This window comes from Parabacteroides caeci, assembly GCF_023656795.1.
GTDB lineage: Bacteria > Bacteroidota > Bacteroidia > Bacteroidales > Tannerellaceae > Parabacteroides > Parabacteroides segnis.
The window spans coordinates 32,254-57,587 of sequence record NZ_JAMOKT010000002.1 but is presented as its reverse complement, the minus strand read 5'-3'; the positions used below and the strand labels follow the sequence as shown (position 1 = coordinate 57,587).

Here is a 25,334-nt window from a genome sequence, read left to right as displayed (position 1 = left end):
TTTCTTTTAATTAATTCTTCCTGTACTACGAACAAATTTGTGAAACCACTCCCGTATTTCGTGATTTTTGTCTAAGTTTGCGAAGCGAAAAAGAATGATTCTGAAATTGTAAAACCAATATTACATAATTAAATAATAAAGATATGGCAACACCTCCTTTCAAGTATCAGGAACCGTTTCCACTGGGACCGGATACAACAGAGTATTATCTGCTTACAAAAGATTATGTGTCGGTATCCGAGTTTGAAGGACAACCGATTCTGAAGATTGCAAAAGAAGGATTAACAGCGATGGCTAATGCTGCTTTCCGCGATGTGGCTTTTATGCTTCGTCCGGCCCACAACGAACAGGTTGCTAAAATCCTGAGCGATCCGGAAGCAAGCGACAATGATAAATTCGTAGCATTGACTTTCCTTCGTAACGCCGAAGTTTCAGCTAAAGGCCAGCTTCCTTTCTGCCAGGATACAGGTACGGCTATCATCCACGGTGAAAAAGGCCAGCATATATGGACCGGCTATTGTGATGAAGAAGCGCTTTCTCTGGGTGTTTACAAAACATATACGGAAGAAAATCTGCGTTATTCACAGAATGCACCGTTGAATATGTACGACGAGGTGAATACAAAATGTAACCTGCCTGCACAGATCGATATCGAAGCAACTGAAGGTATGGAATATAAATTCCTTTGTGTAGCGAAGGGTGGTGGTTCTGCCAACAAGACTTATCTGTTCCAGGAAACAAAAGCGATCCTGAATCCGGCAACATTGGTTCCGTTCCTGGTTGAAAAAATGAAAACATTAGGTACAGCTGCCTGTCCTCCTTATCATATTGCATTCGTTATCGGCGGTACTTCAGCAGAAAAGAACCTGCTGACCGTGAAGCTGGCTTCTACTCATTATTATGACAACCTGCCTACAAGCGGTAACGAGTATGGCCGTGCTTTTCGTGATGTCGAACTGGAAAAAGAAGTTTTGGAAGCGGCTCATAACATTGGTTTGGGTGCTCAGTTCGGTGGTAAATATTATGCACACGACGTACGTATCGTTCGTCTGCCGCGTCACGGTGCTTCCTGTCCGGTAGGAATGGGAGTTTCCTGCTCTGCTGACCGTAATATCAAATGTAAGATCAATAAAGAGGGTATCTGGATTGAAAAGATGGATTCTAATCCAGGTCGCCTGATTCCTGAAGAGTTGCGTAATGCTGGTGAAGGCGATGCCGTAAAGATCAACCTGAACCAGCCAATGGCCGATATTCTGAAAGAACTGACTAAATATCCGGTATCCACCCGTCTTTCGCTGAGCGGAACGATTGTGGTTGGTCGTGATATTGCCCATGCAAAACTGAAAGAACGTATCGATAAAGGCGAAGATCTGCCTCAGTATATCAAGGATCATCCTATTTATTATGCAGGTCCTGCCAAGACTCCGGCCGGAATGGCTTCCGGTTCATTCGGTCCGACAACAGCCGGCCGTATGGATTCTTATGTCGACTTGTTCCAGGACAATGGCGGTAGCATGATTATGATTGCCAAAGGTAACCGTAACCAGCAGGTAACAGATGCTTGTAAGAAGCATGGCGGTTTCTATCTGGGAAGTATCGGTGGTCCGGCTGCTATCCTGGCACAGGAAAGCATCAAGAAAGTAGAATGTCTGGAATATCCGGAACTGGGTATGGAAGCAATCTGGAAGATTGAAGTAGAAAATTTCCCTGCTTTCATTCTGGTAGACGATAAAGGCAACGATTTCTTCAAACAATTGAAGCCGCGTTGCTCCTGTAGCAAATAAGAACAACTTATTATAAGAGGTGAAAGGCCTGTTCCGTTTATTCGGGGCGGGCTTTTTCTTTCTGTTTTCTCCTTTTCCTTGCCTTGTTGTTGCCTATTCATAGTGATCTTTTCCGATTGATTCCCTTATGTATTTGGCTGCCGACAATTATGCGCAGGCCTGCTGATAATTATCGACAGGCTAGCCCACAATTGTCAACAGGCCTGCGCATAATTGTCGACAGCCAAATTGAATGAGAGGCATTTTACAGTTGTAAACGAACAGCAGTAGGGGAAGAGTGATTAAAATAAGGAAGGTACTCCTTTTCTGTTTGTACATTTGCTACTTGATTATCTGGTCGCAAATATAATCATTATTTATTAAAACAAATTGAAAAACAGGGCTTATCTCTAATAGATGTATTTTTATTTCCGGATAGTACAAAAAAAAGAACTACCCTTCGCAGGATAGCTCTTTATATATAAATGTATAAGAAAGTTGTCTATTAACGATCGTTACGGTTGTTGCGGTCTCCGCGATCCTGGCGAGGGCCACGGTCGCCACGTTCCGGTCTCGGACCTCTTTCAGGTCTTGGCGGACGTTCTTCGTAACCTTCCGGTTTCGGAAGCAATACTTTATGGGAAAGTTTGAACTTACCTGTTTTAGCATCGATGTCTACCAACTTAACTGAGATCGTGTCACCTTCTTTCAAGCCTGCCTGTTCAACTGTTTCCAGACGTTTCCAGTCGATTTCAGAGATGTGAAGCAGACCGTCTTTACCCGGCATGAATTCAACGAATGCACCGTAAGGCATGATAGAAGAAATCTTTCCTTCGTATACTTCACCGATTTCAGGAACGGCAACGATACCTTTGATCGCTCTGATAGCAGCATCGATCGTATCTTTGTTTGTTCCGGAGATTTCGATCTTACCTACACCGTCAACTTCTTCAATTGTGATAACAGCACCGGTCTTTTCCTGGATACCCTGGATAATCTTTCCACCCGGGCCGATCACTGCGCCGATAAATTCTTTGCCGATCGTCATTGATTCGATGCGCGGAGCGTGCGGTTTCAGTTCAGCACGTGTTTCCGGCTGAGCTTCCATGATTTTACCCAAAATGTGCATACGGCCTTCTCTTGCCTGAGCCAATGCGTTTTCAAGGATTTCGTATGACAGACCGTCAACCTTGATATCCATCTGGGTAGCTGTGATACCGTCTGCTGTACCTGTTACCTTGAAGTCCATGTCTCCCAGGTGGTCTTCGTCGCCTAAGATATCCGACAGGATAGCATAGTTCTGACCTTTGTTTTCAGAGATAAGACCCATTGCGATACCTGAAACCGGTTTCTTCATCGGAACGCCGGCGTCTCTCAGAGCCAGTGTACCTGCACAAACAGTTGCCATAGAAGAAGAACCGTTTGATTCGAGGATATCGGAGATTACGCGTATTACATATGGATAGTTTTCCGGGATCATACGCTTCAAAGCGCGGTGGGCCAGATTCCCGTGGCCGACTTCACGACGTCCTACGCCACGTGATGCTTTTGCTTCACCGGTTGAGAACGGAGGGAAGTTATAATGTAATAAGAAACGTTCTTTGCTGTGGTTCAGTACGTCGTCAACCATCTTTTCGTCGGCTTTGGTACCGAGTGTAACGGTTGTCAGTGACTGAGTTTCGCCACGTGTGAAAACTGCTGATCCGTGAGGTCCCGGAAGATAATCCGTTTCGATCCAGATCGGACGGATTTCAGTTGTTTTACGGCCGTCCAGGCGTTTTCCTTCGTCAAGGATAGCGCGGCGCATGGCTTCTTTCTCTACATCGTGGTAGTAACGGCCGATCATTTCGGCTTTAGCTTCCAGTTCTTCTTCAGAGAAATTAGCTTTATATTCTTCTATGATTGCCTGGAAAGCATCGAAGCGCTGGTGTTTGTCCGTACCCGATGTTGCAACGGCATATGCTTTTGCGAAACATTTTTCGTGTATGTCTTTGCGCAGTTCTTCGTCATTTTCTTCGTGGCAGTATTCGCGTTTAACGAGTTTGCCGCAAGCTTCCGACAGTTCAAGCTGAGCCTGGCACTGTACTTTGATAGCTTCGTGTGCAACTTTGATAGCATCCAGCATGTCTGATTCCTGTACTTCAGCCATTTCGCCTTCAACCATCATGATGTTGTCGATTGTTGCAGCAACCATCATATCGATGTCTGCTTTATCCAATTCTGAGAATGTCGGGTTGATAATAAATTTTCCATCCACACGGGCTACACGTACTTCAGAAATCGGTCCGTTGAAAGGTATATCTGAAACAGCCAGGGCAGCAGAAGCTGCTAAGCCAGCCAATGCATCCGGCATGTCTTCGCCGTCAGCAGAGAACAATATAACGTTTACATATACTTCAGCGTGGTAATTGTCCGGAAATAACGGACGCAAAGCGCGGTCAACGAGGCGCGATGTCAGGATTTCATAATCGGAAGCTTTTCCTTCTCTTTTTGTGAAACCTCCGGGAAAACGGCCAAATGCGGAGTACTTTTCTTTGTATTCAACTTGCAGCGGCATAAAGTCAACACCGGGATTTGCATCTTTAGCGGCACAAACAGTAGCCAGCAACACAGTGTTGCCCATACGTACGGTAACCGCACCGTCCGCCTGTTTTGCCAATTTCCCGGTCTCGATGGTGATGGTTCTTCCATCAGCCAACTCGATCGTCTTGTTAATTGGATTAAGCATAATCTTCTTTCTTATTTTTCTATCTGTAAAAATTGGTGCAAATGTAATGAAAGTTTACCTGTAAACACATGAAAATGAAAATAAAAAACATCAGAAAAGCCCTTTTTTATAAAAATAAAAGGAAGATTTTGAGAATAATAGTGCCACAATTGTAAAATAATGTATATTTGCATCGGAATTACGAACATTGTAAAGAAAAAAGGATGAAACAAATATCTGCGCAATTATTGGTTATTTTCGGAATTTGTATGCTGTTGTTTACTGCATGTAACAAGGCATCGGATTTTACAGTGAAGGGAGTTGTATCCGGAGCCGACGGCCAGACAATGTATCTGGAGAATGTGGGCATATCAAATATCGAATTGTTGGATTCGGTGAAACTGACTGCTGCCGGTAAATTCAAGTTTACCCATAAACGTCCGGAATTTCCGGATTTTTATCGTTTGCGTCTGAATAATCAATTGATAAATTTTGCGATCGACTCGGTTGAAACGGTTACTTTTGCTGCTGATGCCGGAACGTTTGCCACTTCTTATTCCGTTGAAGGATCTGAAAACAGTAAAGCGATCAAAGCGATCACCCTGGCACAGTTGGATGCGAACCAGGCGATCGGTCGTTTACGTAAAGAATATGAGGATAAGCATATTGCAGATACGACATACCGTGCAAGAATTTTGGAAACAGCAGAGGCTTATAAGGATGTGGCCCGTAAATATATTTATGCAGCCCCGATGTCGACAGCTGCTTATTTTGCTTTGTTTCAGCAGATCGACGGACTATTGTTCTTTGACCTCTATGACAGAAATGATGTAAAGGCTTACGGAGCAGTGGCTACCAGTTACGATCATTTCTATCCGGGAAGTCCCCGTTCAAAACATCTTTACAACCTGACTTTGCAGTCTATGAAGGTGCTTCGTGCACAGCGTCCGGTAAATCTGGATGATGTGAAAACGACTGAAGTGAGTTTTCTGGATATCGAATTGCCGAATCTGAAAGGGGAGGTGGTTAAACTATCTTCTGTGGCAGAAGGAAAGCCGGTTATTATTAATTTTACAGCTTATCAGGCTGAATGGTCCCCGGCATTGAATATGGCTTTGGGTGAATTATATACGCAGTATCATAGTCAGGGCTTGGATATTTATCAGGTGTCTCTGGACTCTGATGCTCACTTCTGGAAGAATGCGGCTTCAAACCTACCTTGGGTAGCTGTTCGTGATCCGCAGTCTGTCTACTCTCAGATAGCCGGATTGTATAATGTGAAACAACTCCCGGCGATCTTCATCCTTGACCGCAAAGGTAATCTGGTTAAACGGGTGGATGACGTGAAAAATCTGGCAGTAGATGTAAAGGCAGTACTTTAATATAGTACGCTAACAATCAGATTTATATGTTGTAAAGCACTTGTGAGGGTTTGTGCATCTTGAAAAGATGTCTTATCTTTGCAATGTCTAAAATAAAGAGAAAAAGGAGTTCCGGCCAGGTTGTTGGTCGGGATTCTTTTTTTATTATGCAGTAATAAATATTAATTTTTAAATCAATAATTAGGAGGATTTAGTATGGCTGTTAGTTATATGACAGAAGACGGCTACAATAAGATTTTAGCTGAAATCAACTATTTGGAAACCGTGAAGCGTCCTGAAATTTCTGCCCAGATTGCTGAAGCCAGGGATAAAGGTGACTTGTCTGAAAATGCAGAATATGACGCTGCAAAGGAGGCTCAAGGCATTATGGAAGCAAAACTGGCCCAGTTGAAGGGGCTGATATCTAATGCACGTCTGATAGATGAATCACGTGTTCAGACTGACGAAGTTCAGATTCTGAATAAGGTGAAGATCAAAAATACGAAGAATAATATGGTAATGACATATACATTGGTCTCCGATTCGGAAGCAAACCTGAAAGAAGGAAAGATTGCCGTGAGCACACCGATTGCGAAAGGACTGATGGGAAAGAAAGTCGGAGACGTGGTAGAAATCAAAGTGCCATCCGGATTGATGACTTTTGAAATAATGGATATATCAATTTAATACAATAAGATATGGCAACAATATTCAGTAGAATAGTGGCTGGCGAGATACCCTGCCATAAGGTTGCGGAAGACGAAGAATTCTTTGCCTTCCTGGATATTAATCCGGTTGCAAAAGGGCATACTTTAGTGATTCCGAAGAAAGAAATTGACTATATTTTTGATCTGGAAGACGCATTGTTAGGGCGAATGATGGCTTTTGCCAAGCGTGTGGCCCGTGCTCAGGAAGCGGCTATTCCCTGCAAGCGTGTAGGGATAGCTGTAATGGGATTGGAAGTGCCTCATGCACATATTCATTTAATCCCTATAACAAAGGAATCGGATATGTGTTTTGGTGGTAAGAAAATGACAATAACTCAGGATGAGTTGGCGGCGGTAGCTGCCTTGATAAGAAAAGCGTACAAATAATTGGCCAAAGGCTTTTTTTATTGGAAATAATACGTATATTTGTAACCACTATTTCTGCTTAGTTTTAAAACGGCAGAAATAGTGGTTTTTTAAATGATTCATTAGTGGTTTTTACTCATAAATTTGTTAACCTTAGAAGAAAGGCCCCTCTGAGACAGAGCGGCCTTCTTTTTTTAAACACACAAATTATAAACAAATCTTTTTATCTCCTTATATATGTATTGAAAAATTAGAGTTATGCCATAGGTACGGGCTAAGCGCCGGTAAACCTAGATTTACAAAGTAAATAATGCTTCCAATAAGAGCAAGTATCCAAATGACGAACAAAGTCCATTTTGCCGGGTTAGGCAGCGGTTTTAAATTGAATAATTGTCCGAATATGGCAAAAAGCAATGCTATTGCAGGTATTCCGATCAGTAAGATGATGCCGATACAACCTAAAACCGCCATATAAACGGGGACTCCGCTGTAGAGATCCATTCCGAAAGGAGAAAGTTGGTATAGCATTCCTGCACCTCCTCCAATCAGGGCTACCGTTACAACAAACAGTATAAATACAACCAGCAAAAGAGGAGGGAGCAAAATGATACCTACCAGGACTGCTCCGAATTTTAAGAGAAAGCCGAATACCGTGACAAACAGATCAGCTATTTTCTGAAAAAAACTTCTTGGTTTATCTGAACTTATATAATCGTTTACGTTATTGCTGACTTTTTCAAATCCGTCGGTGACGGTTTGTCCGATGGTTTCAAGCGTTACGCTTTTACCCCTCATGATCAATCTGTCTGCGGCAGTTCTGGCCAACGGCATGACCATCCATAAAACAATATATAGTATAGCCATCCAATGTACGACCGGAATGAATAACAGCAGGATCATCGCCAGTCTGACGGCGGTAGCATCCCATCCCATATAGGCCGCAATACCGGCTGCAACACCACCGATTACCCGGTTGTCCGGGTCACGCATCAACTTTTTCTTGCCGGTAATGACCTGTTCTTGATAAGTCCGTTTTTTAGTGTTCTCTTTTTCTTCTTCAGCTTCTTCCTCAAATATCTCTTCCGGTTTACCCATGCGGTTGATCACCTCTTCTACATGCTCGATCGTGATCACCTCATGTCCCAGGCGTACTCGTTCGCCGAACAACTCCGAAATACGCATTTCGAAATCATTCATGATCTCTTCGGAACCTTCTTCTTTACGGAAATGTATGCGTAAATTAGAAAGATATTTATCCAGTAACTGGTATGCATCTTCGTCAATGTGGAAAACAGTTCCTCCCAAATTAACTGTAAGTGTCTTCTTCATTGTTTTCTAATTTTAATTGTTTCTGATGTGGTTTATTGTATTATTTAGTTCCTGCCAGGAGTTTTCCAGTTCACCGAGGAATTCTTCCCCTTTCGAAGTGAGTTGGTAATACTTACGGGGCGGTCCCTGCGTAGACTCTATCCACTGATAACTTAACAGTTCGCTGTTTTTTAAACGGGTCAAGAGCGGATATAAAGTACCTTCTACTACAATCAATTTTGCTTCTTGTAACTTCTGAATAATGTCAGAGGTGTAAGCCGGCTCTTTTTTGAGAAGCAACAGGATACAATATTCCAGTGTCCCCTTTCTCATCTGTGATTTTACGTTCTCTGCATTCATCGCTTATAGTTTTATGCTGCAAATATATGTATTGCCTGTGTACTATGCAATACATGCTACTGTAATTATTCTATTTTAACATCTTTCGAGTGGTGGTCTGCCTGTATTCCTGAATCCATTTTTGCACAAAAAGTGCAATTGTGTGTAAAAAAAGGAGTGAAAGTGTTGCTATTCAGTAGGAAACCCGTACTTTTGTTGTATCAATTCAAAAAGAAGAATTATGGTTTATTACCACTATGCCGAGTTAATTCACAGACAGGCTGAAAAGTATGGTTCACGTACAGCTTTAAAATACCGTGATAATGAAAGCGGGAAATGGTTAAAGATCTCATGGAGAGAATTCTCAGAGAAAGTAATGCTTACAGCAAAGGCTATGGCTGAGTTTGGAATAGAAGTACAGGAAAAGATCGGTATCTATTCTCAAAATATGCCGCAATGTTTATTCACAGATTTCGGTGCATACGGAAACCGGGTGATTTCTATCCCGATGTATGCAACTAACTCTCCTGCTCAGATAGAATATATTATCAATGATGCGGAGATACATACGCTATTTGTGGGTGAACAGTTGCAATATAACAATGCCTTTAAGGTACAAAAAGAATCTGCCGTCTTAAAACGTCTGATTATTTTTGATCCGGCCGTTAAGTTGAATCCGGAAGATAAGACTTCTATTTATTTTGAAGACTTTCTGCGTCTGGGTGATAATGCACATGCTGAGACTACTGTAAAGATCCGTATGAATGAGGCTAGTTCTGATGATGTAGCTACTATTATGTATACTTCGGGTACGACCGGTGAATCAAAGGGGGTCGTTCTTCATCATTTTAATTACCTGGAAGCGATGCGTATTCATGATATCCGCTTGCCGATGGTCAATGACAAGGATACATCTATGTGTTTTCTTCCTTTGACTCATATTTTTGAGAAGGCATGGACTTACTACTGCCTTCATAAGGGAGTGAAGATCGCTATCAATCAGGATCCGAAGATGATACAAAAGACATTACCGGAGATTCATCCTACTTTAATGTGTAATGTGCCGCGTTTCTGGGAAAAGGTATATGTCGGTGTTCATGAGAAAATAAATTCTTCATCACCTTTTTTGAAGAAAGTATTTCTGAACGCAATCGAAACCGGACGTTTATATAATTTGGAATATAAGAATAAAGGCATCAAACCGTCATTCTGTCTGAAAGCCAAATTTGAGTTTTATAATAAAACGGTATTTACACTTCTGAAAAAAGTTCTGGGTATTGAGAGAGGTCGTTTATTCCCAGTAGCAGGTGCACCTTTGTCTGATACTGTCAATGAGTTTTTGCAGTCTGTCAATATTCCTATAGTGTATGGTTATGGTTTGAGTGAAACGACGGCTACTGTTTGTTTTTATCCAGAAATAGGTTTTCAGTTTGGTTCTATCGGTGAAACAATGCCGGGAGTGGAAGTGAAGATTGATGAAAGTAACGGAGAGATTCTTGTAAAGGGAAAGACTGTTACTACCGGTTACTACAATAAACCGGAAGAAAATGCCCGTTCTTTTACGGAAGATGGTTTTTTCCGTACAGGAGATGCCGGACGTTTGGAAGGAAATGTGTTATTCTTTACAGAACGTATCAAAGATCTTTATAAGACTTCAAATGGAAAGTATATAGCTCCGCAGGCCATCGAGATGGAAATGAGCAGTGATAAATATATTGAGCAGATTGCCGTCATCGGTGACCAGCGTAAGTTTGTTAGTGCTCTGGTCGTGCCGTCTTATCCTCTTTTAGAGGAGTATGCAGCAACAAAAGGAATTGTTTACAATAGTCGTGAAGAACTTTTGGCTAGTAATGAAATCATCCGCCTGATAGAGTCGCATATTGAGGAACATCAGAAAAATCTGGCTTCTTACGAGAAGATCAAGCGGTTCACCCTACTTCCTCAGCCTTTTACGATGGAGGGGCGTGAGTTGACAGATACATTAAAGTTACGTCGTCCGGTTGTTTTGCAAAAATATGCGAATGAGATTGAAGCGATGTATGCAGAGTAAACTGACAATTAATTTCCTATCTTTGCACAAAATTTAAAATAAGAAGAAGATTATGATAACATCAGACCAACTACAGAATGTGTTGGAGCGCGAGAACGCGCTGAGGGGGTATCTTTGACATAGATGGTAAGACCATCCAGTTAGAAGAAGAAGAACTGCGTACACAGGACCCCGGCTTCTGGGAAGATGCCAAACGGGCAGAGGCTCAGATGAAGAAAGTAAGAGAACTGAAGAAGTGGATCGAACTTTACAACGAGGTAAATGCGGCAGCAGAGGAGTTGCAGTTGGCTTATGAATATGTAAAAGAAGAGATTATCACCGAAGATGAAGTCGATGCGGCTTATGCCAAGGCTTTGGATCTGGTAGAGAATCTGGAGTTCCGGAATATGCTTCGTGACGAGGCAGACCAGATGAGTTGCGTACTCAAGATCAATTCCGGTGCCGGTGGTACGGAAAGTCAGGACTGGGCTTCCATGCTGATGCGTATGTATTTGCGTTATGCGGAATCTCATAATTATAAAGTATCCATTGCAAATTTGCAGGAAGGTGACGAGGCGGGTATCAAGACTGTCACGATCAATATTGAAGGCGATTATGCTTTCGGGTATCTGAAAAGTGAGAATGGCGTGCATCGCTTGGTTCGTGTTTCTCCCTACAATGCACAGGGAAAACGAATGACATCTTTTGCATCTGTATTCGTTACTCCGCTGGTTGATGATACGATTGAGGTAAAGATTGAAACAGCCGCTATTTCATGGGATACTTTCCGTTCAGGCGGTGCCGGTGGACAGAATGTGAACAAGGTGGAATCAGGGGTACGCTTGCGTTACCAATTCAAAGATCCTTACACAGGTGAGGAGGAAGAGATCCTGATTGAAAACACTGAAACGCGCGACCAGCCGAAGAACCGTGAAAATGCGATGCGTCAGTTGCGTTCTATCCTGTACGATAAGGAATTGAAACATCGTTTGGCAGAACAGGCAAAGATCGAAGCCGGTAAGAAGAAAATTGAATGGGGATCACAGATCCGCAGTTATGTTTTCGATGACCGTCGTGTCAAAGACCATCGTACAAACTACCAGACATCCGACGTAAATGGTGTCATGGACGGCAAGATCGATGAATTTATCAAGGCTTACCTGATGGAATTTGGCGGTGAGGAAGCAGCTGAAAAGTAAAGTTTTTACAAGAATACTTGCAGAATCCGATTAAAAGTCGTAATATTGCACCCGATTTCAGAGCAAGCCTCTGAAACACCGGTCCTATAGCTCAGTTGGTTAGAGCACCTGACTCATAATCAGGGAGTCCTTGGTTCAAGCCCAAGTGGGACCACGAAAATGAAGCGAATTGTCTAATTATTAGATAATTCGCTTTTTTGTTATTCTGTTTAGTATGATTTTAATCATACTCTTCGGTTAACAATTGGATCAGTTTTTCCAGATGTTGTGTATATATATCGCGGGGGGAACAATTATATTTTTTGCATAAGAAAGCTGCCATCCCGACCACTTCTCCCATCATTCCTGTAGTTTGCATAACTCTGACTGTTCCCAAGGCAATATGAGTAACACTGATATTACGACCTGCCATAAATAGGTTATTGATGTCTTTTGAGTAAAAGCATCTGTACGGTATATGATAGGGCTCGAACTCCCGGTTATGATCTGCTATGCCTAGAAACTCATTTCCCGGATAATATTGACTGTTTTTGGGATCCGGGTAGTGAAGATCGATTCCCCATGTTGTTGTAACGCATGCGTCCGGGTATTGTATCCGATTGTTTATATCCAGTTCTGAGAGGATCAGATCACCGATTAACCGGCGGGATTCTCTTTTTCCGGCAATGAATGACATCCATTCCAGTCTCCAGTTGGAATATTGTTTTCTTTTCTGATTTTTAAGGTAAGACCAATGCCCATAAATAACCCGGAAATTGTAATCCCTTACTTCTTCCGCCTGTTCGACTTTATCTTTATAAAAGCCAGACTCCCAGAACCAGGCACTGGCTGTGTTTTCTAAATGATAGTCATCACTGAATTGAACAGCCCACGGGCATAAAGGAAATTCCGAAGATTTTTCTTCGAAGCGGGCAAACCAATGGTTGGTTGTACCCATTGTTAAACTGTCACTTGTCTGTGGGGCCTTAGGTTCCTTGGTAAGAGAAAAACTTTCTCTGCCACTTCTATAGTCTGCTCCTGCGACAACACCGAGAGTTGCATCTCCGGTACAATCAGCAAAAAGAGGAGAGATGAAGCGGAGTTCTTGATTATTTTCTACATTTTTAGCAAGAACTGCTGCTATGTGATCTCCTGTTTTTTCTACATTATAAACGTGGGTAGAAAGAAATAAAGTAATGTTCTTCTCATTTTTAACGATGTCCAGTTTTCTTTTATCTCCATATTGATCTGCAGAGGCTATTTCATTGGTAGTACCTGTATTCAGTTCCCTTACGATACGTCCTAATTTAGGATAGAGGTTATGATAGATGTCTCCGGACATAGGAAGCCGGACTTCTGAGCTGTTATTACCACCTAAAACCGGCCGGTTTTGTATAAGAGCAACTTTTAGTCCTAATCTGGCAGCCTGGATGGCTGCACATGTACCGGCAACTCCCCCTCCGGCAATTACGAGATCGTATGTTCCGGCTTCTTTGGGTTGCTTTGGTAAATGTAACATTTTTCGTCTGAACAACTTTAGAGCATCTTTGGATGCCGGTGGCTGGTCATTTTTCTTTTGGGTCAGATAGATGGCATCTACCCGGCCTTCAAATCCGGATAAATCGTTTATTGACAGGGTAATCTTTGATTGTTCGATCATAGAGACACCTGCATATACCCAATGCCATGAGGAATTACCATCTTGCCCTAAGACTATTGGTAATGTGTCGTTATCGATTGCGATAGTGAATTTTCCGGGACCTGTAGGGTAGGGAGCCCAGTCTTTGGTACGAACCCATAGATGATAATTTCCGGATTTTTTTATTTGTATGATTGTTCTGGCTGGCTGGACCGGTTTTCCTAATCCATGAGCCAGAAGATAAGCGGATCCCATTTGATCTATAAATTGAGGATCAACGATCCATCCTCCTTTTTCCTGAAATTGTTCTGCTTCCACCCATATTTGTCCGGACGCAGATATGACAGGCAGGAAAAAGAGCATTATGACTACTGTGAGTAAGTTTTTTACTTTCATATACGATTGATTTTTAAGAGTAGCCTTTGCCCAGATGAAAGGCAAGGGCTATCTCTGTAGAATTAGTGGAAAACGGTAAATCCCATTAGTAATTAGGATTCTGTTTTAATGCTGTATTTGTTTCTATTTCTATTCTTGGAATAGGGAGTACATAATCTCTGTCTTTGTTGAACGAACGGAGTTCGATTACGCGCATGTCGTTTTTATTGGAGACTGTACTATAATCCGGCGTTCCATTTTCATCGATTTTAGGAGCAGAATGTAGATAGTCTTTTGGAGGTCTGCCATATAAAACTTCATTCATGACATTTTCCGCAATTCCCCAGCGGCGAATATCAGACCATCGTAATCCTTCCCATGCAAACTCACATTTTCGTTCTTTTCTAATGATTGAACGTAGTTCCGATTGATTTTTATTTGTTATGGGAGGCATATTTACGCTTTTTCTTTGCCGAACTTCATTAATTGCCTGATAAACGGAATTATCTATTTCTCCCAATTCGGTTTTTGCTTCAGCATACATGAGCAAAACATCCGCATAACGCATGATAATAAATGCCGTTTCGCTATTGTCTAATTCACTAGGCTTTGATATTTCATTATATTTTCTCCAGATGTAACCCGAAAAAGTTGCATAAGGATTTAAGGCATCCTGATTGGCGACCCGGCTTGCTGGAGAAGTTTTATAATTCCAGCATTCCACACTGTCTTTGTGAGTCTCAAATTGAAATCCCATGTATTCGGAACCGGGTAAGACGATTGTATATCCCAAACGCGGATCTCGGTTCTCAAATGGTTTTTGAGGGTCGTAAAGAGAGGATTTATCTATAGGGAGTCCATCAATGCATTCATATGAGTCAACTGTGGCCTGGACAGGTATTTTACTGCTGTAGCCCCCGCCCATTCTTGATGTACAGCCTCTTACTATTCCGGGGGTTCGATAACCTTCCTTATAAGTAATGAAGAACATCATTTCTTTACTATTCGATTGGGTGGCAGATTTGAATAAATTTTCAAAGTTGTCATCAATTTGATATTCACCAGAGTCAATAACTTCCTTAGCCGCTTTGGCTGCAATATTGTACATATTATTATACAAAGCGGTCCTGGCTTTTATAGCAAGAGCGGTTCCCTTGCTGATGCGCCCCCATTCATTGGCATCAATATGTACAGGGAGAACCGGAATAGCTTCATCCAATTCTTTTAGTATAAAATCGACTATTGCAGATTTGGATGTTTGGGGGATCTGGGCTTCTGCTAGAGTAAGAGTTTTTGTTACTAACGGAACATCTCCCCATGTTTCGGTCAGCATCAAATAAAAGTAAGCTCTTAAGAATTGGACCTCTCCTTTTATCCTTTCGTAAACAGCCGGAGTTGTTTCTGCTTTAGCCCGTTCCATGTTATCCAGTAAATAGTTACATCGTGCTACGCTGATATAATAATTTTTCCAAAGCTCTTCGGACCATGAGTTATTGGCATCATGAGAACCGTTTCCGATTGATTGCATGGATACTTCTGCTCTTTCCCAGGCTATATCTGTTGTTATATCTAAAAGAGCAGGCATGACCATTCCATAGTTAGTGCTTAACCACAAAGAACCGTAGCATCCCCACAAAGCCATTTCCAACTCCGTTTCATTACTGGGATATGTACTTGAAGAGGGTTTATCCAATGGATATTTTTCAAGTGAACTGTCGCATGAGAAAAAAGATAGACCTGTTATTACCAGGCATATGTATAAAAGATTTTTCATAATAATTTTACATTTAGAATTTTACATCCAATCCGATCGTGAACACTTTCACTTGAGGGTAGTAAGCTCCGTCTCCAACAGGCGCTTCTGCATCAAATCCATCCCAGAATTTATCAATGGATAAAAGATTCTGTCCACTGACATAAAGCCGGACATGGGAGAACTTTATTTTTTCACTTAACGTTTTAGGAAGCGTATATCCTAAGGTTACATTCTTCAGCCTTAAATAAGCAGCATTGGCCATCCAGAAACTGGAATTCTGTTCATTATTTGTTTCATTGAATGCCAAACGAGGAAAACGGGCATTGGGATTATCCTCGGTCCAATGATCTTTATGCATTTCCAGGGCAGAGGCTCCCCAATAGAATGGCATTGTCGCCTGCTTGTTTAAATATCCGTCAGCTTTTCCAACTCCTTGCCAAAACATACTAAAATCAAAACCTTTCCAACTTGCATCCAGATTTAATCCGTAGGTAAAACGTGGAACGGTATTACCGATGATTACTTCATCTTCGTTATTTATTATCCCGTCGTTATTTTGATCTTTATATTTGATATCGCCGGGAGCAAATGCACCAAACTGAGTGGCATGTTTGTAGGAACCGTCAGCATTGTAGTCTTCTTCGGATATGTAACCGATCGCTTCAAGTCCATAGATTGAATTGATGGAGTGTCCTTCCCTGTTTACAGTTAATCCAGTCATACTGATGCCTTTCAGGTCGACAACTTTGTTTTTTACGTCGGATAATATGAATGAGGCACCATATCTGAAATCATTGATCTGGTCATTCCATCTCAATTCCAGATCCCATCCTTTGTTGGAAACTTTTGCAGCATTTTGATATGTAGGATTCAGGCCAATGATTAGCGGAACATTGAGTTTCCATAAGATATCACTTGTCTTTTTATTGTAGTAATCGAATGAGGCTGAAAGTTTGGAGAAAAACTGCAGGTCAATCCCTAAGTCAAGCATTTCCGTTTTTTCCCATGAAATGGCAGAATTAGACATGTCGTTGATCGCACCGCTGGTAACAGGTTGTCCTCCGATAATATAGGAACTGTAGCTGACGACAGAGGCAAAAGCATAGTTTCCTATATTCTGATTTCCCAGTTGTCCCCAGGAAACTCTGAATTTAGCATTGTCGACAATATTACGTATAGGCTCCCAAAAACTCTCTTCTGAAATTCTCCATCCACCGGAAAAAGAAGGGAATACACCCCATTTATGTCCCAGGTCAAAACGGGAGGAACCATCATAACGGACATTTGCTTCAAATAAATATTTCCCCTGGTAATCGTAATTTATACGTCCGAAGAAAGAAGCCAGCGCATATTCAGATCCGGAACCGGATGCTTTTTGATTGTCACTGCCTCCCGCATTCAATTTTGGATATTGAGGAAATATGAAAGTATCGCGGGAAGCATCGATATAATCATCAGTTCCACTTTCCCATTGGAAACCAGCCAATGCTTTCAGGTTATGTTGCCCGAATGCTTTGTCGAAGTTCAGTAATGCTTTGAAGTCATGCGATAATCCCCAACTCCGGTGCTCGTATAGTGCACTTTTGCTGGGTTTACTGTATGCTAGTTCTCCATCGGCGTAATACGTATTTACACTTTTATTGTAAGTGCTGGTGATATTATTGTTATAAATAGGCGTATAACTGACATCTGCTTTCAGAAAATCTGTAAACTGATAACTTAAAGCCATATTAATGGAAGCTGAAGGCGTTTTGGTTTTAGCAAATCCGCCGTCTTTGGCAAACGCCAGTACATTATCTCCATCCCAGCCGACTGCATATTTTCCGTTTGATAAGACATCAGGATAAATGGAGGGAGTTCGGTTTATCCAGTAAATAACGTCATATATACCTCTGCCTGGAGTTTTCTGTGTATTATATTTTAAATACATGTCTAATTTGGCAGAAAAACGTTGGGTAAACTGCATATCAGAATTTAATCTCACCGTGAATCTGTTATAATCAGTGTTAGGAGTTATGCCTTGCTGATCATAGTAACCGATTGCAGCAAGAAGTTTCATCTTCTCTGTACCTCCGTTAAGTGTGAAAAAATGGTTTTGCTGGAATGCATATTGATTATAGACAGCTTTCTGCCAGTCTACATCCGGATAATGATCACGGTCGGAAGGACCTTTTTCTCTGTATTCCTGAATATACTGGTCTGTGTACAACGGGCTTCTTCCGACATTCCTGTATGCTTCGTTCAGCATGACCATATGATCTATCGCATTCACCTTATCCGGCAGGTCGGTTGGTGTTTGCCATCCGGCATATCCGTTATATGAAACGGAGAATTCTTTATTTTTAGCTCTTTTGGTAGTGATCAGGATCACTCCATTGGCAGCACGTGAACCATAGATAGAGGATGAGGCTGCGTCTTTTAGAACAGAAACGGATTCAATGATATTGGGATCGACGCTATTGAGGTCCATTGCGGTTCCGTCTACTAAAACCAAAGGGTTGGAGTCATTAAGGGTTCCTATTCCCCTGATCCGGATTGTTCCGGCATCTTGTCCCGGTTGTCCGGATTGTTGTGTAATAGTTACTCCGGGGGCAATTCCCTGCAAAGCTACGGATGTTTGTCCGACAGGTCTTTTCATCAGGTCGTCTCCCATAATGGCAGAGACAGCTCCTGTCAGGTTTTCTCTTTTTTGAACTCCGTAACCGACGACAACGACTTCTTCGATCGCCTGGGTGTCTTCCGTTAGTTTTATAGTGATTGAAGATTGATTATTAACGGCAACTTCACGTGTGTTGTATCCGATATACGATATTTGTAGCACAGCTTCAGGAGAGACCTGTAGGGAAAACTCCCCGTTTACGTCTGTGATTATACCGTTTGTTGTCCCTTTTTCCACGATGTTAGCTCCAATGACCGGTTCTCCGTTCATATCGATGACTGTTCCGGTTACAAATTTTTTCTGTTGTTCTGCCTCTGATTTGGATACGATAATATAGGAACCTTCCTGTACGTAGTTTAATCCTATATTTTTAAACAGATTATCCAATACTTGCTTTACCGGCTGATTGATCGTGTTTAAAGCCACTTTCTGACTCGTATCTACATTAATATTATATACAAATAGATAATCCGTTTGTTTTTCGATAGTATTCAATACTTCTTTTAAAGAAGTATTGCTGGCCCGGACGGTCACCCTCGTATTCTGCGAGTTCAAATTGATTGCATGTAATGAAAATATCAGTACAAACAAAAGGAATGAGGTTATTCTCATGATTCTGAAAAAATGTTTATGTCGTGATTTTTTTTGATAATAAGGTCCCGACAAAGATACTTTATTCATAACTTTGTAATTATTAGAGATTAATACAGTTGTTGATAATTGTGTTAGTCGTGAAGCGATAGATGTTCCCGCATTTATCGCTTTTTCTTTATGTGCTATTTCATAGGCGATATGATTTAAAGGTTCGACATGTTATTTTATATAGATGATCGTATTGTTTTCATTCCTGGTAAAACTAAATCTGACATCTCGTTGGAGGACATGTAGTATAAAGTCTAACCCATCCGAAATACGGAATTTCCCACTACAAATATAACTCTCCAGTTTTTTGTTTTTATTGATGATCTGTATATCGTAGGTCTTTTCGAACTCTTTCATCAAATCGTTGAACGTGATATTCTCAAAACAGAGCAGACCTTCTTTCCAGCGATAAATATCATAGTTTTGTATCTGTACAACATTCAGTTGACCATTTATATAATCTGCTTTTTGCAGTGGATGCAACACTATTTTATTGGATGGTTCGGTTTTATCTGAAATTTGTATGGAACCTTCCATTAATGCGGCAGAAAAAAAGGAGGTTTTATTGTAGGCATTCACATTAAATTTAGTACCTAATACTTCTATATCATATTTACCGGTTTGAACAACGAACGGGCGTTTGGCATCTTTGGTAACTTCAAAATAACCTTCCCCATCCAATGTCACTTTTCGCTTGCTTTTCCCTTTTGTAAAGGAGGCCGGATATCTCATTTTAGTTCCGGAATTGAGCCATACATTTGTTCCGTCCGACAATAAAAGATTAACTCTTTGTCCCGTTGGCACTGTGATCGTGTTCATTTCCTGGTCTGTCTCCGTTTTTGTTATCCGGTAGGCTTGTAAGCCACACATGATGAACAGGGCAACAACTGCTGCATATTTGATTAGACTGTTCAGTTGGAACACTTTTCCGGAAGAAGAATGCAGCGTACTGTTTCTCTTGTTCTGAATAAGTAGAAGGTCAAAGTATTTACGTTCCTTTATGTATTCCTGCATGTTTTCTTCAGATGCTTCCGTCCAGTCGCAAACCTCTTTTTCTTCTTCAAGAGATGCTTTTCCTTCGAAAAAACGATATAGTATTTTTCTTTCCATATATAGTAAGCACATAACTAAAATGTATCCCTAATGGAAAAACTTACTTTTTTCAATAAAAACAAAATCGTTACTAATTAATTCAGGAAGATAAGAAAGAACGGGAGATAATCTTTTAATCTTTTTCTTAATACGCCGAGGGCTTTGGTTATATGGAATTCAATGCTTTTAGTCGATAAATCGAGATGTTCGGCAATCTCTTTATGAGTTTTATTTTCATACCGGCTCATAATAAAGATAGTACGTGTCTTTTCGGGGAGGCTTTCCAATGTCTCGTCTATCAGGCGTTGTGCTTCCGAACTGAATAACTCTTCCGGATCGCAGGCTTCCAGTGTCGTGATTTTTAGTCTCCTGACTCTGTCCATGTGGGTCCAGAGATTTTGTTCGATATCTTCCCGGATTCGTTGGTTACGTAGATAGTTGAGGCTTTTATGCTTGACGACTTCCATGATATAAGCCGGGATATTCGAATTGGAGGCGAGAGAATGTCGGTTTTCCCAATAATATACCAGACTGTCGACCACTATATCTTCGGCAGTATCTTCATCCTGAATATAAGTGTTAGCAAAACGGATGAAAATTCCCTGATAGTTCGAAAACAGTTTGTTAAATTCCTTTATCTCTGAAATGTTCTCCATATCGAATGATTGATAGGGTAAAGATAAATAAAAATCGAAGATTACAAAATTTCTTCCCATAATCAATATCTCTTAGCAAAGGTAAAAAAACTGCTGTAATTTGAATTATGCAGAACATTAAGAATGATTTGTTAATAAAAGAAATAACATGGCGGATTGAAGAGTAATTATAGGAATTTGTTATTTATTACCATAAGTAGAATGCCAAAACTCGTTTAAAACGAGCCCCAATTTCGTTTAAAACGAGTTTTTTTTCGTTTTAAACGGGGGTAAGGTTCGTTTTAAACGGGATGGAGTTCGTTTTAAACGAGTTTTCGGGTATTATTTTGTCATTTCTACCGTTATGCTTTTATTTTCATATCGGATAAGCTTTTCCCGGGTAGAATAATTAGAGCCGTTTTTTTCCGGTATATAAAGTTTCACTCGGAAATTTCTTTGAGGATATTCGAGAAAGGTGCCTTTTTTATCGTAAATACTCAGTTGCATCTTTTGATCATCCCAGCGGAACCGGATCAGAGAATAAATGCCGTTTTCATAAGCATATGTCTTGTTGTCATCTTCGTAAAGTTCAAAATCGGCATCTGCTCCACCGTAAATCCTTATTTCCAGTTCTTCCTCTTTTTGTTCGCCGACATATTGAACTACTTTGTTTATCGGAAGGATGGAGCCGGACTTTACAAATACGGGGATGATATCCAATGGAGTTTGATATGAAATAGTTTGCCCTCCTTTATAGACTTGCTGATTATAGAAGTCGAACCAGTATTTTCCTGCGTGGCCGGGTAAATAAACAGATTCTTCGGCGTCAGGATTGCTGATGATTCCCTCTGGCGTGTAGTACATCGGTTTCGTTATGGGTTTGACCAGTAATGAAGGGCCGAACATATAGGCATCTGCCATATTGTGTACTTTCTGATCATTGGGGAAGTCCATGACCAGCCCTCGCATCATCAATCTGGAATCTGCCGTTACCTGCCAAGCTGATGAATAGATGTAAGAGAGCAGGCTGTATCTCAGGTTGATCATCTTTAATAATCCTTCATAAAAAGGATCGCCCGGTTCACCGAATTGCCATACTTCACGGGGTACGTTACTGCCATGGGCACGGAAAATAGGAGAGAATACTCCCTGCTGGAACCATCTTAGATAGAGTTCTTTATAAGAAGGATCGGCAAGACCTTTGGTGAACTGGCTGCCTCTTGTCGTAACGAAAAAGCCGCCGATGTCGGTAGTCCAGTAAGGTATTCCGCTCATACACAGGTTTAATCCGGCCGGAAGCTGTTTCCGGAATACTTCCCATGAAGCGGTGATGTCTCCGGACCAGACGGCAGTTGCATATTGCTGTTGCCCGGCAAATGCGGAACGGGTTAATATGGTAACGCGCTTATCATTTTGTTTACGCAGGTTTTCGTACATGACTTTCGATAAGAAGAGGGAGTAAACATTCAGATAGCGGTCGAATGAACCGATGTGGGTCTGACCGGCCGATTTCGTTTTCTCTTCCTGTTTGTCTTGTGTGAAACCTTCGCGGAAAGAAGGTTCGGTCGCATCCATCCACCAGGAGTCGACGCCTGTGCGATACAATCCTTTATAAAGATGATCCCAGAAAAGTTGCCGGGCTTGCGGATTGTATATATCCATGACTTTATAGTCCGCCCAGGTCGGTTCATTGAACAATGCCCCGATCTTTTCCAGATCTTTGTATATATCAGTCTTTTTCCCGAATCCCGGCCATACGGAAAGCATCAGGCTCACATTGTACCGGTCATGCAGCTGGCGGATCATTTCGGTGGGATGGTTGAAGTGGGTTGTATCAAATTTCAGGCTGTTCCAATGTTCGCGGTCACCCCAGTATTCCCAGTCTTGTACTATATTATCGAGCGGTATCTGCCGTTTACGGTATTCTTTTACGACATCAGTTAACTCATCGAACGATTTGTAGCGTTCTTTGGACTGCCAGTATCCGAAAGCGGATTTAGGGAACATTGGAACTTTTCCCGTCAGTTGATGATAGCCGGCAACTACCTCATGCATGTCGTTACCGTAGATAAAATAGTAGTCGATGCCATCGGCCACTTCCGACCAGAAAGAGGCTCCCTTTTCATTATCTTCAAATAATGTTTTGGAATAATTATCCCATAAAATGCCGTATGGCTGTGTGGACAGCAGAAACGGGTTAACAATCTCCATGTTGGCCTGTACCAGTTTGGCTTTCTTTCCCCGGTAGTTCATGATACCTTCCTGGTATTGACCTAAGCCATATAAGGCTTCATCTGCCTGCAACCTGAATGTTTGTTTCACTTGCCATACCGTTTCACCGGCTATATTCTTTTGTTCGAAAGAACGTGCCTGCTCCTGAAGGAGCACAGTTTCATTTTGGGTATCTGTAAAATAAATGTTTTTATCTTTGTAAGAGTAGGTAGCTGTTATATATTGAGTTTGTATGGATATGGAATTCTCTTTTTCTAAGATTCTGCAATGCGAAGAAGATATGTCTGTTTTTTTAGGTACGATTAATGATTCTTTTACCTCTGTGCCAACAGGAGTTACTTGGATATGGATAATTTTATTTTGTGGCGAAGTCATCTGTATCTGTAGAGAATCGTCGATAATACGAATCTCTTTGTTTATATTTTCTCCTTTAGATAATACAGTGTATAATATACCAATACAGATAAGTAGTATTTTGCTCATAATTCTTTATTAATTTGATTTTTTAGTATTTGTAATGTGAATCAATATCAAATACTGATTCACATTACAAATATAGAGATTAGAATCCGATTACATCATTAGGACCTTGTTGTGCAATTTTCGACCAACCGGGATTTTGATAGATGGTAGATTGCTCTACATCTCCCGTACCGTTGGAAGTAATAATGAAATTGTCCATTGGAATAGGCGATAAATAGTGGGCCGCATGCCATTTGTAACCATCGTAAAAACGATTGTTCTCTTTTACAATTTGATAAGGACGCAGATAGTTGCTTACTGATTTTGGGGAAACATTAGGAGTTCCTGCATTATTGTCCGAGGTGATTAATAAAGATGTACCGCTATTATCGACATATGTTTTATAGTTTTCTGTCCATAAGTTGAAGCCTTCTATGATGTAGGGGGTTGTAATCATTTGATCCATGGAACGCCAACGACGTAAATCATCGTAACGTAAACCTTCTGCTATAAATTCGCAACGACGTTCGCGGCGAATATTATATAATGTAGGATCGACTAGTTGTCCTCCAGTATATGCTCCCCAGTCGTTTGGAGCCTCTTTACTCATCTCTGTTGCAGCAATTGTCTTTTGATAATCGGGATCTATACCGGCACGTGTACGAATTGCTTTCCAGTATTTGTCGGCAAGGGCATCTAAAGACCCGTAACGCAGATAAAAGGCTTCAATATAATTCAAATAGGCTTCAACAGATCTGAAAATAGGGAAACCTGTATCTACATTCGCTCCTGTAAAGAACTCATCATGTGTGCAGTACTTACGGATACTATATCCTGTTACGTCTCTTTCTGCGTTGATAGCTAATATTTTAGGATATTCAAACGTTGTTGTTGGTGGATACAAAAAATCTCCTTTAGTTTTTGTGAACAGGCCTAAACGCCAGTCCCTGTCTTCCCGAAAACTGGTAAAGTCTGTATCTCCCTTATAACCTGAGTTTTCTGCATAAATGGGAAGTCCGTTTTCCATTAAAAAGGACTGGATAAAGCCTCTTGTATATCCCGAGTTACAACTGCCATAATAGAGGTAACGTGTAGTGACGTGGCTTACTAAAGATTGGTCGTAACTTCTCCAAAAGAGAACTTCCTCATAAGATTCCAGGTTTTTATCGCAAAACATTCTGTAATAAGGATTAGAAATAGCCTGGTTTAATTCTGTTTTGTTATAGCTGTTACTGGTTAATCCTACTTTTTCTGCAACCTCTTTTGCGCTTGCTATAGCAATATCCAAAAAGTAGTTTATTTCGCTGTCGATATCTCCGGATGGATATTGATAATCCGGGTACATGGTTGAGCCTGGCCAACCTTCGCCTTTAGGTACGAAAGAAGTGCCTTTGAACGATTTCAGCCACGATCCTTCATACAATGCGACTCTGGATTTTAATAAGTAAGCTACATTCTTAGATAATCTTACTTTTTGGTTGGGGGATACTTCGCTTAAAAACATTGCAGCCGAGTCCAGATCTGATATAATAAATCGGGCAACCTCATTTCTCGGCATGCGTTTTGATGCCTCAGTCAACGTATTCATATCATCAGGCAGAACATTGCGGACTATAGGGAAATCTCCATACTCTTTTAAACGCGCAAAGTAATTATGTGCGCGTATTAAATAAACCTCCCCGATATAGTGGCGGATATTATTTTCATCCCCTTTGATAGAACCGGCTTGATAGTTGGCTAAAACGTTATCAAGAAAATTGTTACATTTATAAATTGTTGAAAAATCCCAGTTCTCCTTATTTTGAGCAACTCGCCATTCTCCCGGAGAAAAACGATTATTGGGAGAGACTTCAGCCTGGTTATCTGTATTGTTATCCTCGCCGGTTGTCATAGTCCAATTTTCCGGAGTCTTAAATTCGCTATAAAGTGTGATAGAGAAGTTGGCCAGGTCTGATTCTGAATGAAAGTACTTGTCCGGTGATACGGAAGATAATGGGGGTCTGTCCAAAAAGTCATTACACCCTGTAAAAATCCCAAGTGTCAGAATTGATGATATTATCGTACTATAAAGTTTCATGATATAT

At 41.1% G+C, this 25,334-nt stretch carries 16 protein-coding genes and 1 tRNA gene; 7 read left to right on the top strand and 10 right to left on the bottom strand.

All coding sequences use genetic code 11. The features are described from left to right. The first annotated feature begins 143 nt into the window (after window positions 1-143). Complete coding sequence (locus NBH15_RS01380) at window positions 144-1,784, top strand: fumarate hydratase (RefSeq protein ID WP_244050404.1); 1,641 nt, start codon at window positions 144-146, stop codon at window positions 1,782-1,784. A 484-nt stretch (window positions 1,785-2,268) separates the two neighbouring features. On the opposite strand, the gene pnp is transcribed toward NBH15_RS01380, so the two are convergent. Beyond that, a complete protein-coding gene (gene pnp, locus NBH15_RS01375) occupies window positions 2,269-4,491 on the bottom strand; it encodes a polyribonucleotide nucleotidyltransferase (RefSeq protein WP_128132773.1) in 2,223 nt (740 codons plus the stop codon). A gap of 203 nt (window positions 4,492-4,694) precedes the next feature. Here pnp and NBH15_RS01370 point away from each other — a divergent pair, with 203 nt between their 5' ends. The 3 genes from NBH15_RS01370 to NBH15_RS01360 all read left to right on the top strand — a co-directional run bounded on the left by NBH15_RS01370 (window position 4,695) and on the right by NBH15_RS01360 (window position 6,925). Next, window positions 4,695-5,852: a TlpA disulfide reductase family protein gene (locus tag NBH15_RS01370; RefSeq protein ID WP_244050403.1), complete on the top strand. Its 1,158-nt coding sequence runs from the start codon at window positions 4,695-4,697 to the stop codon at window positions 5,850-5,852. 195 nt (window positions 5,853-6,047) lie between these two features. Next, on the top strand, window positions 6,048-6,518 hold the full coding sequence (greA, locus tag NBH15_RS01365; protein WP_009860750.1) for a transcription elongation factor GreA: 471 nt from the start codon (window positions 6,048-6,050) through the stop codon (window positions 6,516-6,518). An 11-nt stretch (window positions 6,519-6,529) separates the two neighbouring features. Further along, a complete protein-coding gene (locus NBH15_RS01360; RefSeq protein WP_244050402.1) occupies window positions 6,530-6,925 on the top strand; it encodes an HIT family protein in 396 nt (131 codons plus the stop codon). Between the two features lie 210 nt (window positions 6,926-7,135). On the opposite strand, the gene NBH15_RS01355 is transcribed toward NBH15_RS01360, so the two are convergent. Next, window positions 7,136-8,233 carry a PspC domain-containing protein gene (locus NBH15_RS01355; RefSeq protein ID WP_250821811.1) on the bottom strand — a complete coding sequence of 366 codons (1,098 nt, stop codon included), beginning with the start codon at window positions 8,231-8,233 and terminating at the stop codon, window positions 7,136-7,138. Between the two features lie 12 nt (window positions 8,234-8,245). Then, entirely contained in the window at window positions 8,246-8,572 is a 327-nt protein-coding gene (locus NBH15_RS01350; protein WP_128132776.1) for a PadR family transcriptional regulator, read from the bottom strand. A 220-nt stretch (window positions 8,573-8,792) separates the two neighbouring features. On the opposite strand from NBH15_RS01350, the gene NBH15_RS01345 reads away from it, so the two are divergent. From NBH15_RS01345 to NBH15_RS01335, 3 genes are all read left to right on the top strand, one after another. Continuing rightward, window positions 8,793-10,601, top strand: coding sequence for an AMP-dependent synthetase/ligase (locus tag NBH15_RS01345; RefSeq protein WP_128132777.1), 1,809 nt, complete (start codon window positions 8,793-8,795; stop codon window positions 10,599-10,601). A 52-nt stretch (window positions 10,602-10,653) separates the two neighbouring features. Continuing rightward, window positions 10,654-11,779 (top strand): peptide chain release factor 2 gene (gene prfB / locus NBH15_RS01340; protein WP_122326787.1). Its coding sequence is split into 2 segments (ribosomal slippage): window positions 10,654-10,716 and window positions 10,718-11,779, totalling 1,125 coding nucleotides; the frame shifts between segments, so codons are not numbered across the junction. 80 nt (window positions 11,780-11,859) lie between these two features. After that, window positions 11,860-11,933, top strand: a tRNA-Ile gene (locus NBH15_RS01335). Between the two features lie 66 nt (window positions 11,934-11,999). On the opposite strand, the gene NBH15_RS01330 is transcribed toward NBH15_RS01335, so the two are convergent. The 7 genes from NBH15_RS01330 to NBH15_RS01300 form a co-directional block, all read right to left on the bottom strand. After that, window positions 12,000-13,793, bottom strand: coding sequence for an FAD-dependent oxidoreductase (locus NBH15_RS01330; RefSeq protein ID WP_244050401.1), 1,794 nt, complete (start codon window positions 13,791-13,793; stop codon window positions 12,000-12,002). A gap of 85 nt (window positions 13,794-13,878) precedes the next feature. After that, the gene (locus NBH15_RS01325; RefSeq protein ID WP_128132778.1) at window positions 13,879-15,546 is read right to left on the bottom strand and encodes a RagB/SusD family nutrient uptake outer membrane protein; all 1,668 of its coding nucleotides are present in this window, start codon (window positions 15,544-15,546) and stop codon (window positions 13,879-13,881) included. A 13-nt stretch (window positions 15,547-15,559) separates the two neighbouring features. Beyond that, window positions 15,560-18,799 carry a TonB-dependent receptor gene (locus NBH15_RS01320; protein ID WP_158579624.1) on the bottom strand — a complete coding sequence of 1,080 codons (3,240 nt, stop codon included), beginning with the start codon at window positions 18,797-18,799 and terminating at the stop codon, window positions 15,560-15,562. Between the two features lie 201 nt (window positions 18,800-19,000). Beyond that, window positions 19,001-19,939 carry a FecR family protein gene (locus tag NBH15_RS01315; RefSeq protein ID WP_122326847.1) on the bottom strand — a complete coding sequence of 313 codons (939 nt, stop codon included), beginning with the start codon at window positions 19,937-19,939 and terminating at the stop codon, window positions 19,001-19,003. Window positions 19,940-20,016: 77 nt separating this feature from the next. Beyond that, complete coding sequence (locus tag NBH15_RS01310) at window positions 20,017-20,577, bottom strand: RNA polymerase sigma-70 factor (RefSeq protein WP_250821875.1); 561 nt, start codon at window positions 20,575-20,577, stop codon at window positions 20,017-20,019. 321 nt (window positions 20,578-20,898) lie between these two features. After that, window positions 20,899-23,271, bottom strand: a complete 2,373-nt coding sequence (locus NBH15_RS01305) for a glycoside hydrolase family 31 protein (protein ID WP_244050400.1) — start codon at window positions 23,269-23,271, stop codon at window positions 20,899-20,901. Window positions 23,272-23,350: 79 nt separating this feature from the next. Then, on the bottom strand, window positions 23,351-25,327 hold the full coding sequence (locus tag NBH15_RS01300; RefSeq protein WP_244050399.1) for a RagB/SusD family nutrient uptake outer membrane protein: 1,977 nt from the start codon (window positions 25,325-25,327) through the stop codon (window positions 23,351-23,353). Window positions 25,328-25,334: the final 7 nt, after the last annotated feature.

What these genes read in the sequence shown, in the direction of transcription:
- NBH15_RS01380 (WP_244050404.1), top strand. Translation starts at nt 144, where the DNA reads ATGGCAACACCTCCTTTCAAGTATCAGGAACCGTTTCCACTGGGACCG.
- pnp (WP_128132773.1), bottom strand. Translation starts at nt 4,491, where the DNA reads ATGCTTAATCCAATTAACAAGACGATCGAGTTGGCTGATGGAAGAACC.
- NBH15_RS01370 (WP_244050403.1), top strand. Translation starts at nt 4,695, where the DNA reads ATGAAACAAATATCTGCGCAATTATTGGTTATTTTCGGAATTTGTATG.
- greA (WP_009860750.1), top strand. Translation starts at nt 6,048, where the DNA reads ATGGCTGTTAGTTATATGACAGAAGACGGCTACAATAAGATTTTAGCT.
- NBH15_RS01360 (WP_244050402.1), top strand. Translation starts at nt 6,530, where the DNA reads ATGGCAACAATATTCAGTAGAATAGTGGCTGGCGAGATACCCTGCCAT.
- NBH15_RS01355 (WP_250821811.1), bottom strand. Translation starts at nt 8,233, where the DNA reads ATGAAGAAGACACTTACAGTTAATTTGGGAGGAACTGTTTTCCACATT.
- NBH15_RS01350 (WP_128132776.1), bottom strand. Translation starts at nt 8,572, where the DNA reads ATGAATGCAGAGAACGTAAAATCACAGATGAGAAAGGGGACACTGGAA.
- NBH15_RS01345 (WP_128132777.1), top strand. Translation starts at nt 8,793, where the DNA reads ATGGTTTATTACCACTATGCCGAGTTAATTCACAGACAGGCTGAAAAG.
- NBH15_RS01330 (WP_244050401.1), bottom strand. Translation starts at nt 13,793, where the DNA reads ATGAAAGTAAAAAACTTACTCACAGTAGTCATAATGCTCTTTTTCCTG.
- NBH15_RS01325 (WP_128132778.1), bottom strand. Translation starts at nt 15,546, where the DNA reads ATGAAAAATCTTTTATACATATGCCTGGTAATAACAGGTCTATCTTTT.
- NBH15_RS01320 (WP_158579624.1), bottom strand. Translation starts at nt 18,799, where the DNA reads ATGAGAATAACCTCATTCCTTTTGTTTGTACTGATATTTTCATTACAT.
- NBH15_RS01315 (WP_122326847.1), bottom strand. Translation starts at nt 19,939, where the DNA reads ATGGAAAGAAAAATACTATATCGTTTTTTCGAAGGAAAAGCATCTCTT.
- NBH15_RS01310 (WP_250821875.1), bottom strand. Translation starts at nt 20,577, where the DNA reads ATGGAGAACATTTCAGAGATAAAGGAATTTAACAAACTGTTTTCGAAC.
- NBH15_RS01305 (WP_244050400.1), bottom strand. Translation starts at nt 23,271, where the DNA reads ATGAGCAAAATACTACTTATCTGTATTGGTATATTATACACTGTATTA.
- NBH15_RS01300 (WP_244050399.1), bottom strand. Translation starts at nt 25,327, where the DNA reads ATGAAACTTTATAGTACGATAATATCATCAATTCTGACACTTGGGATT.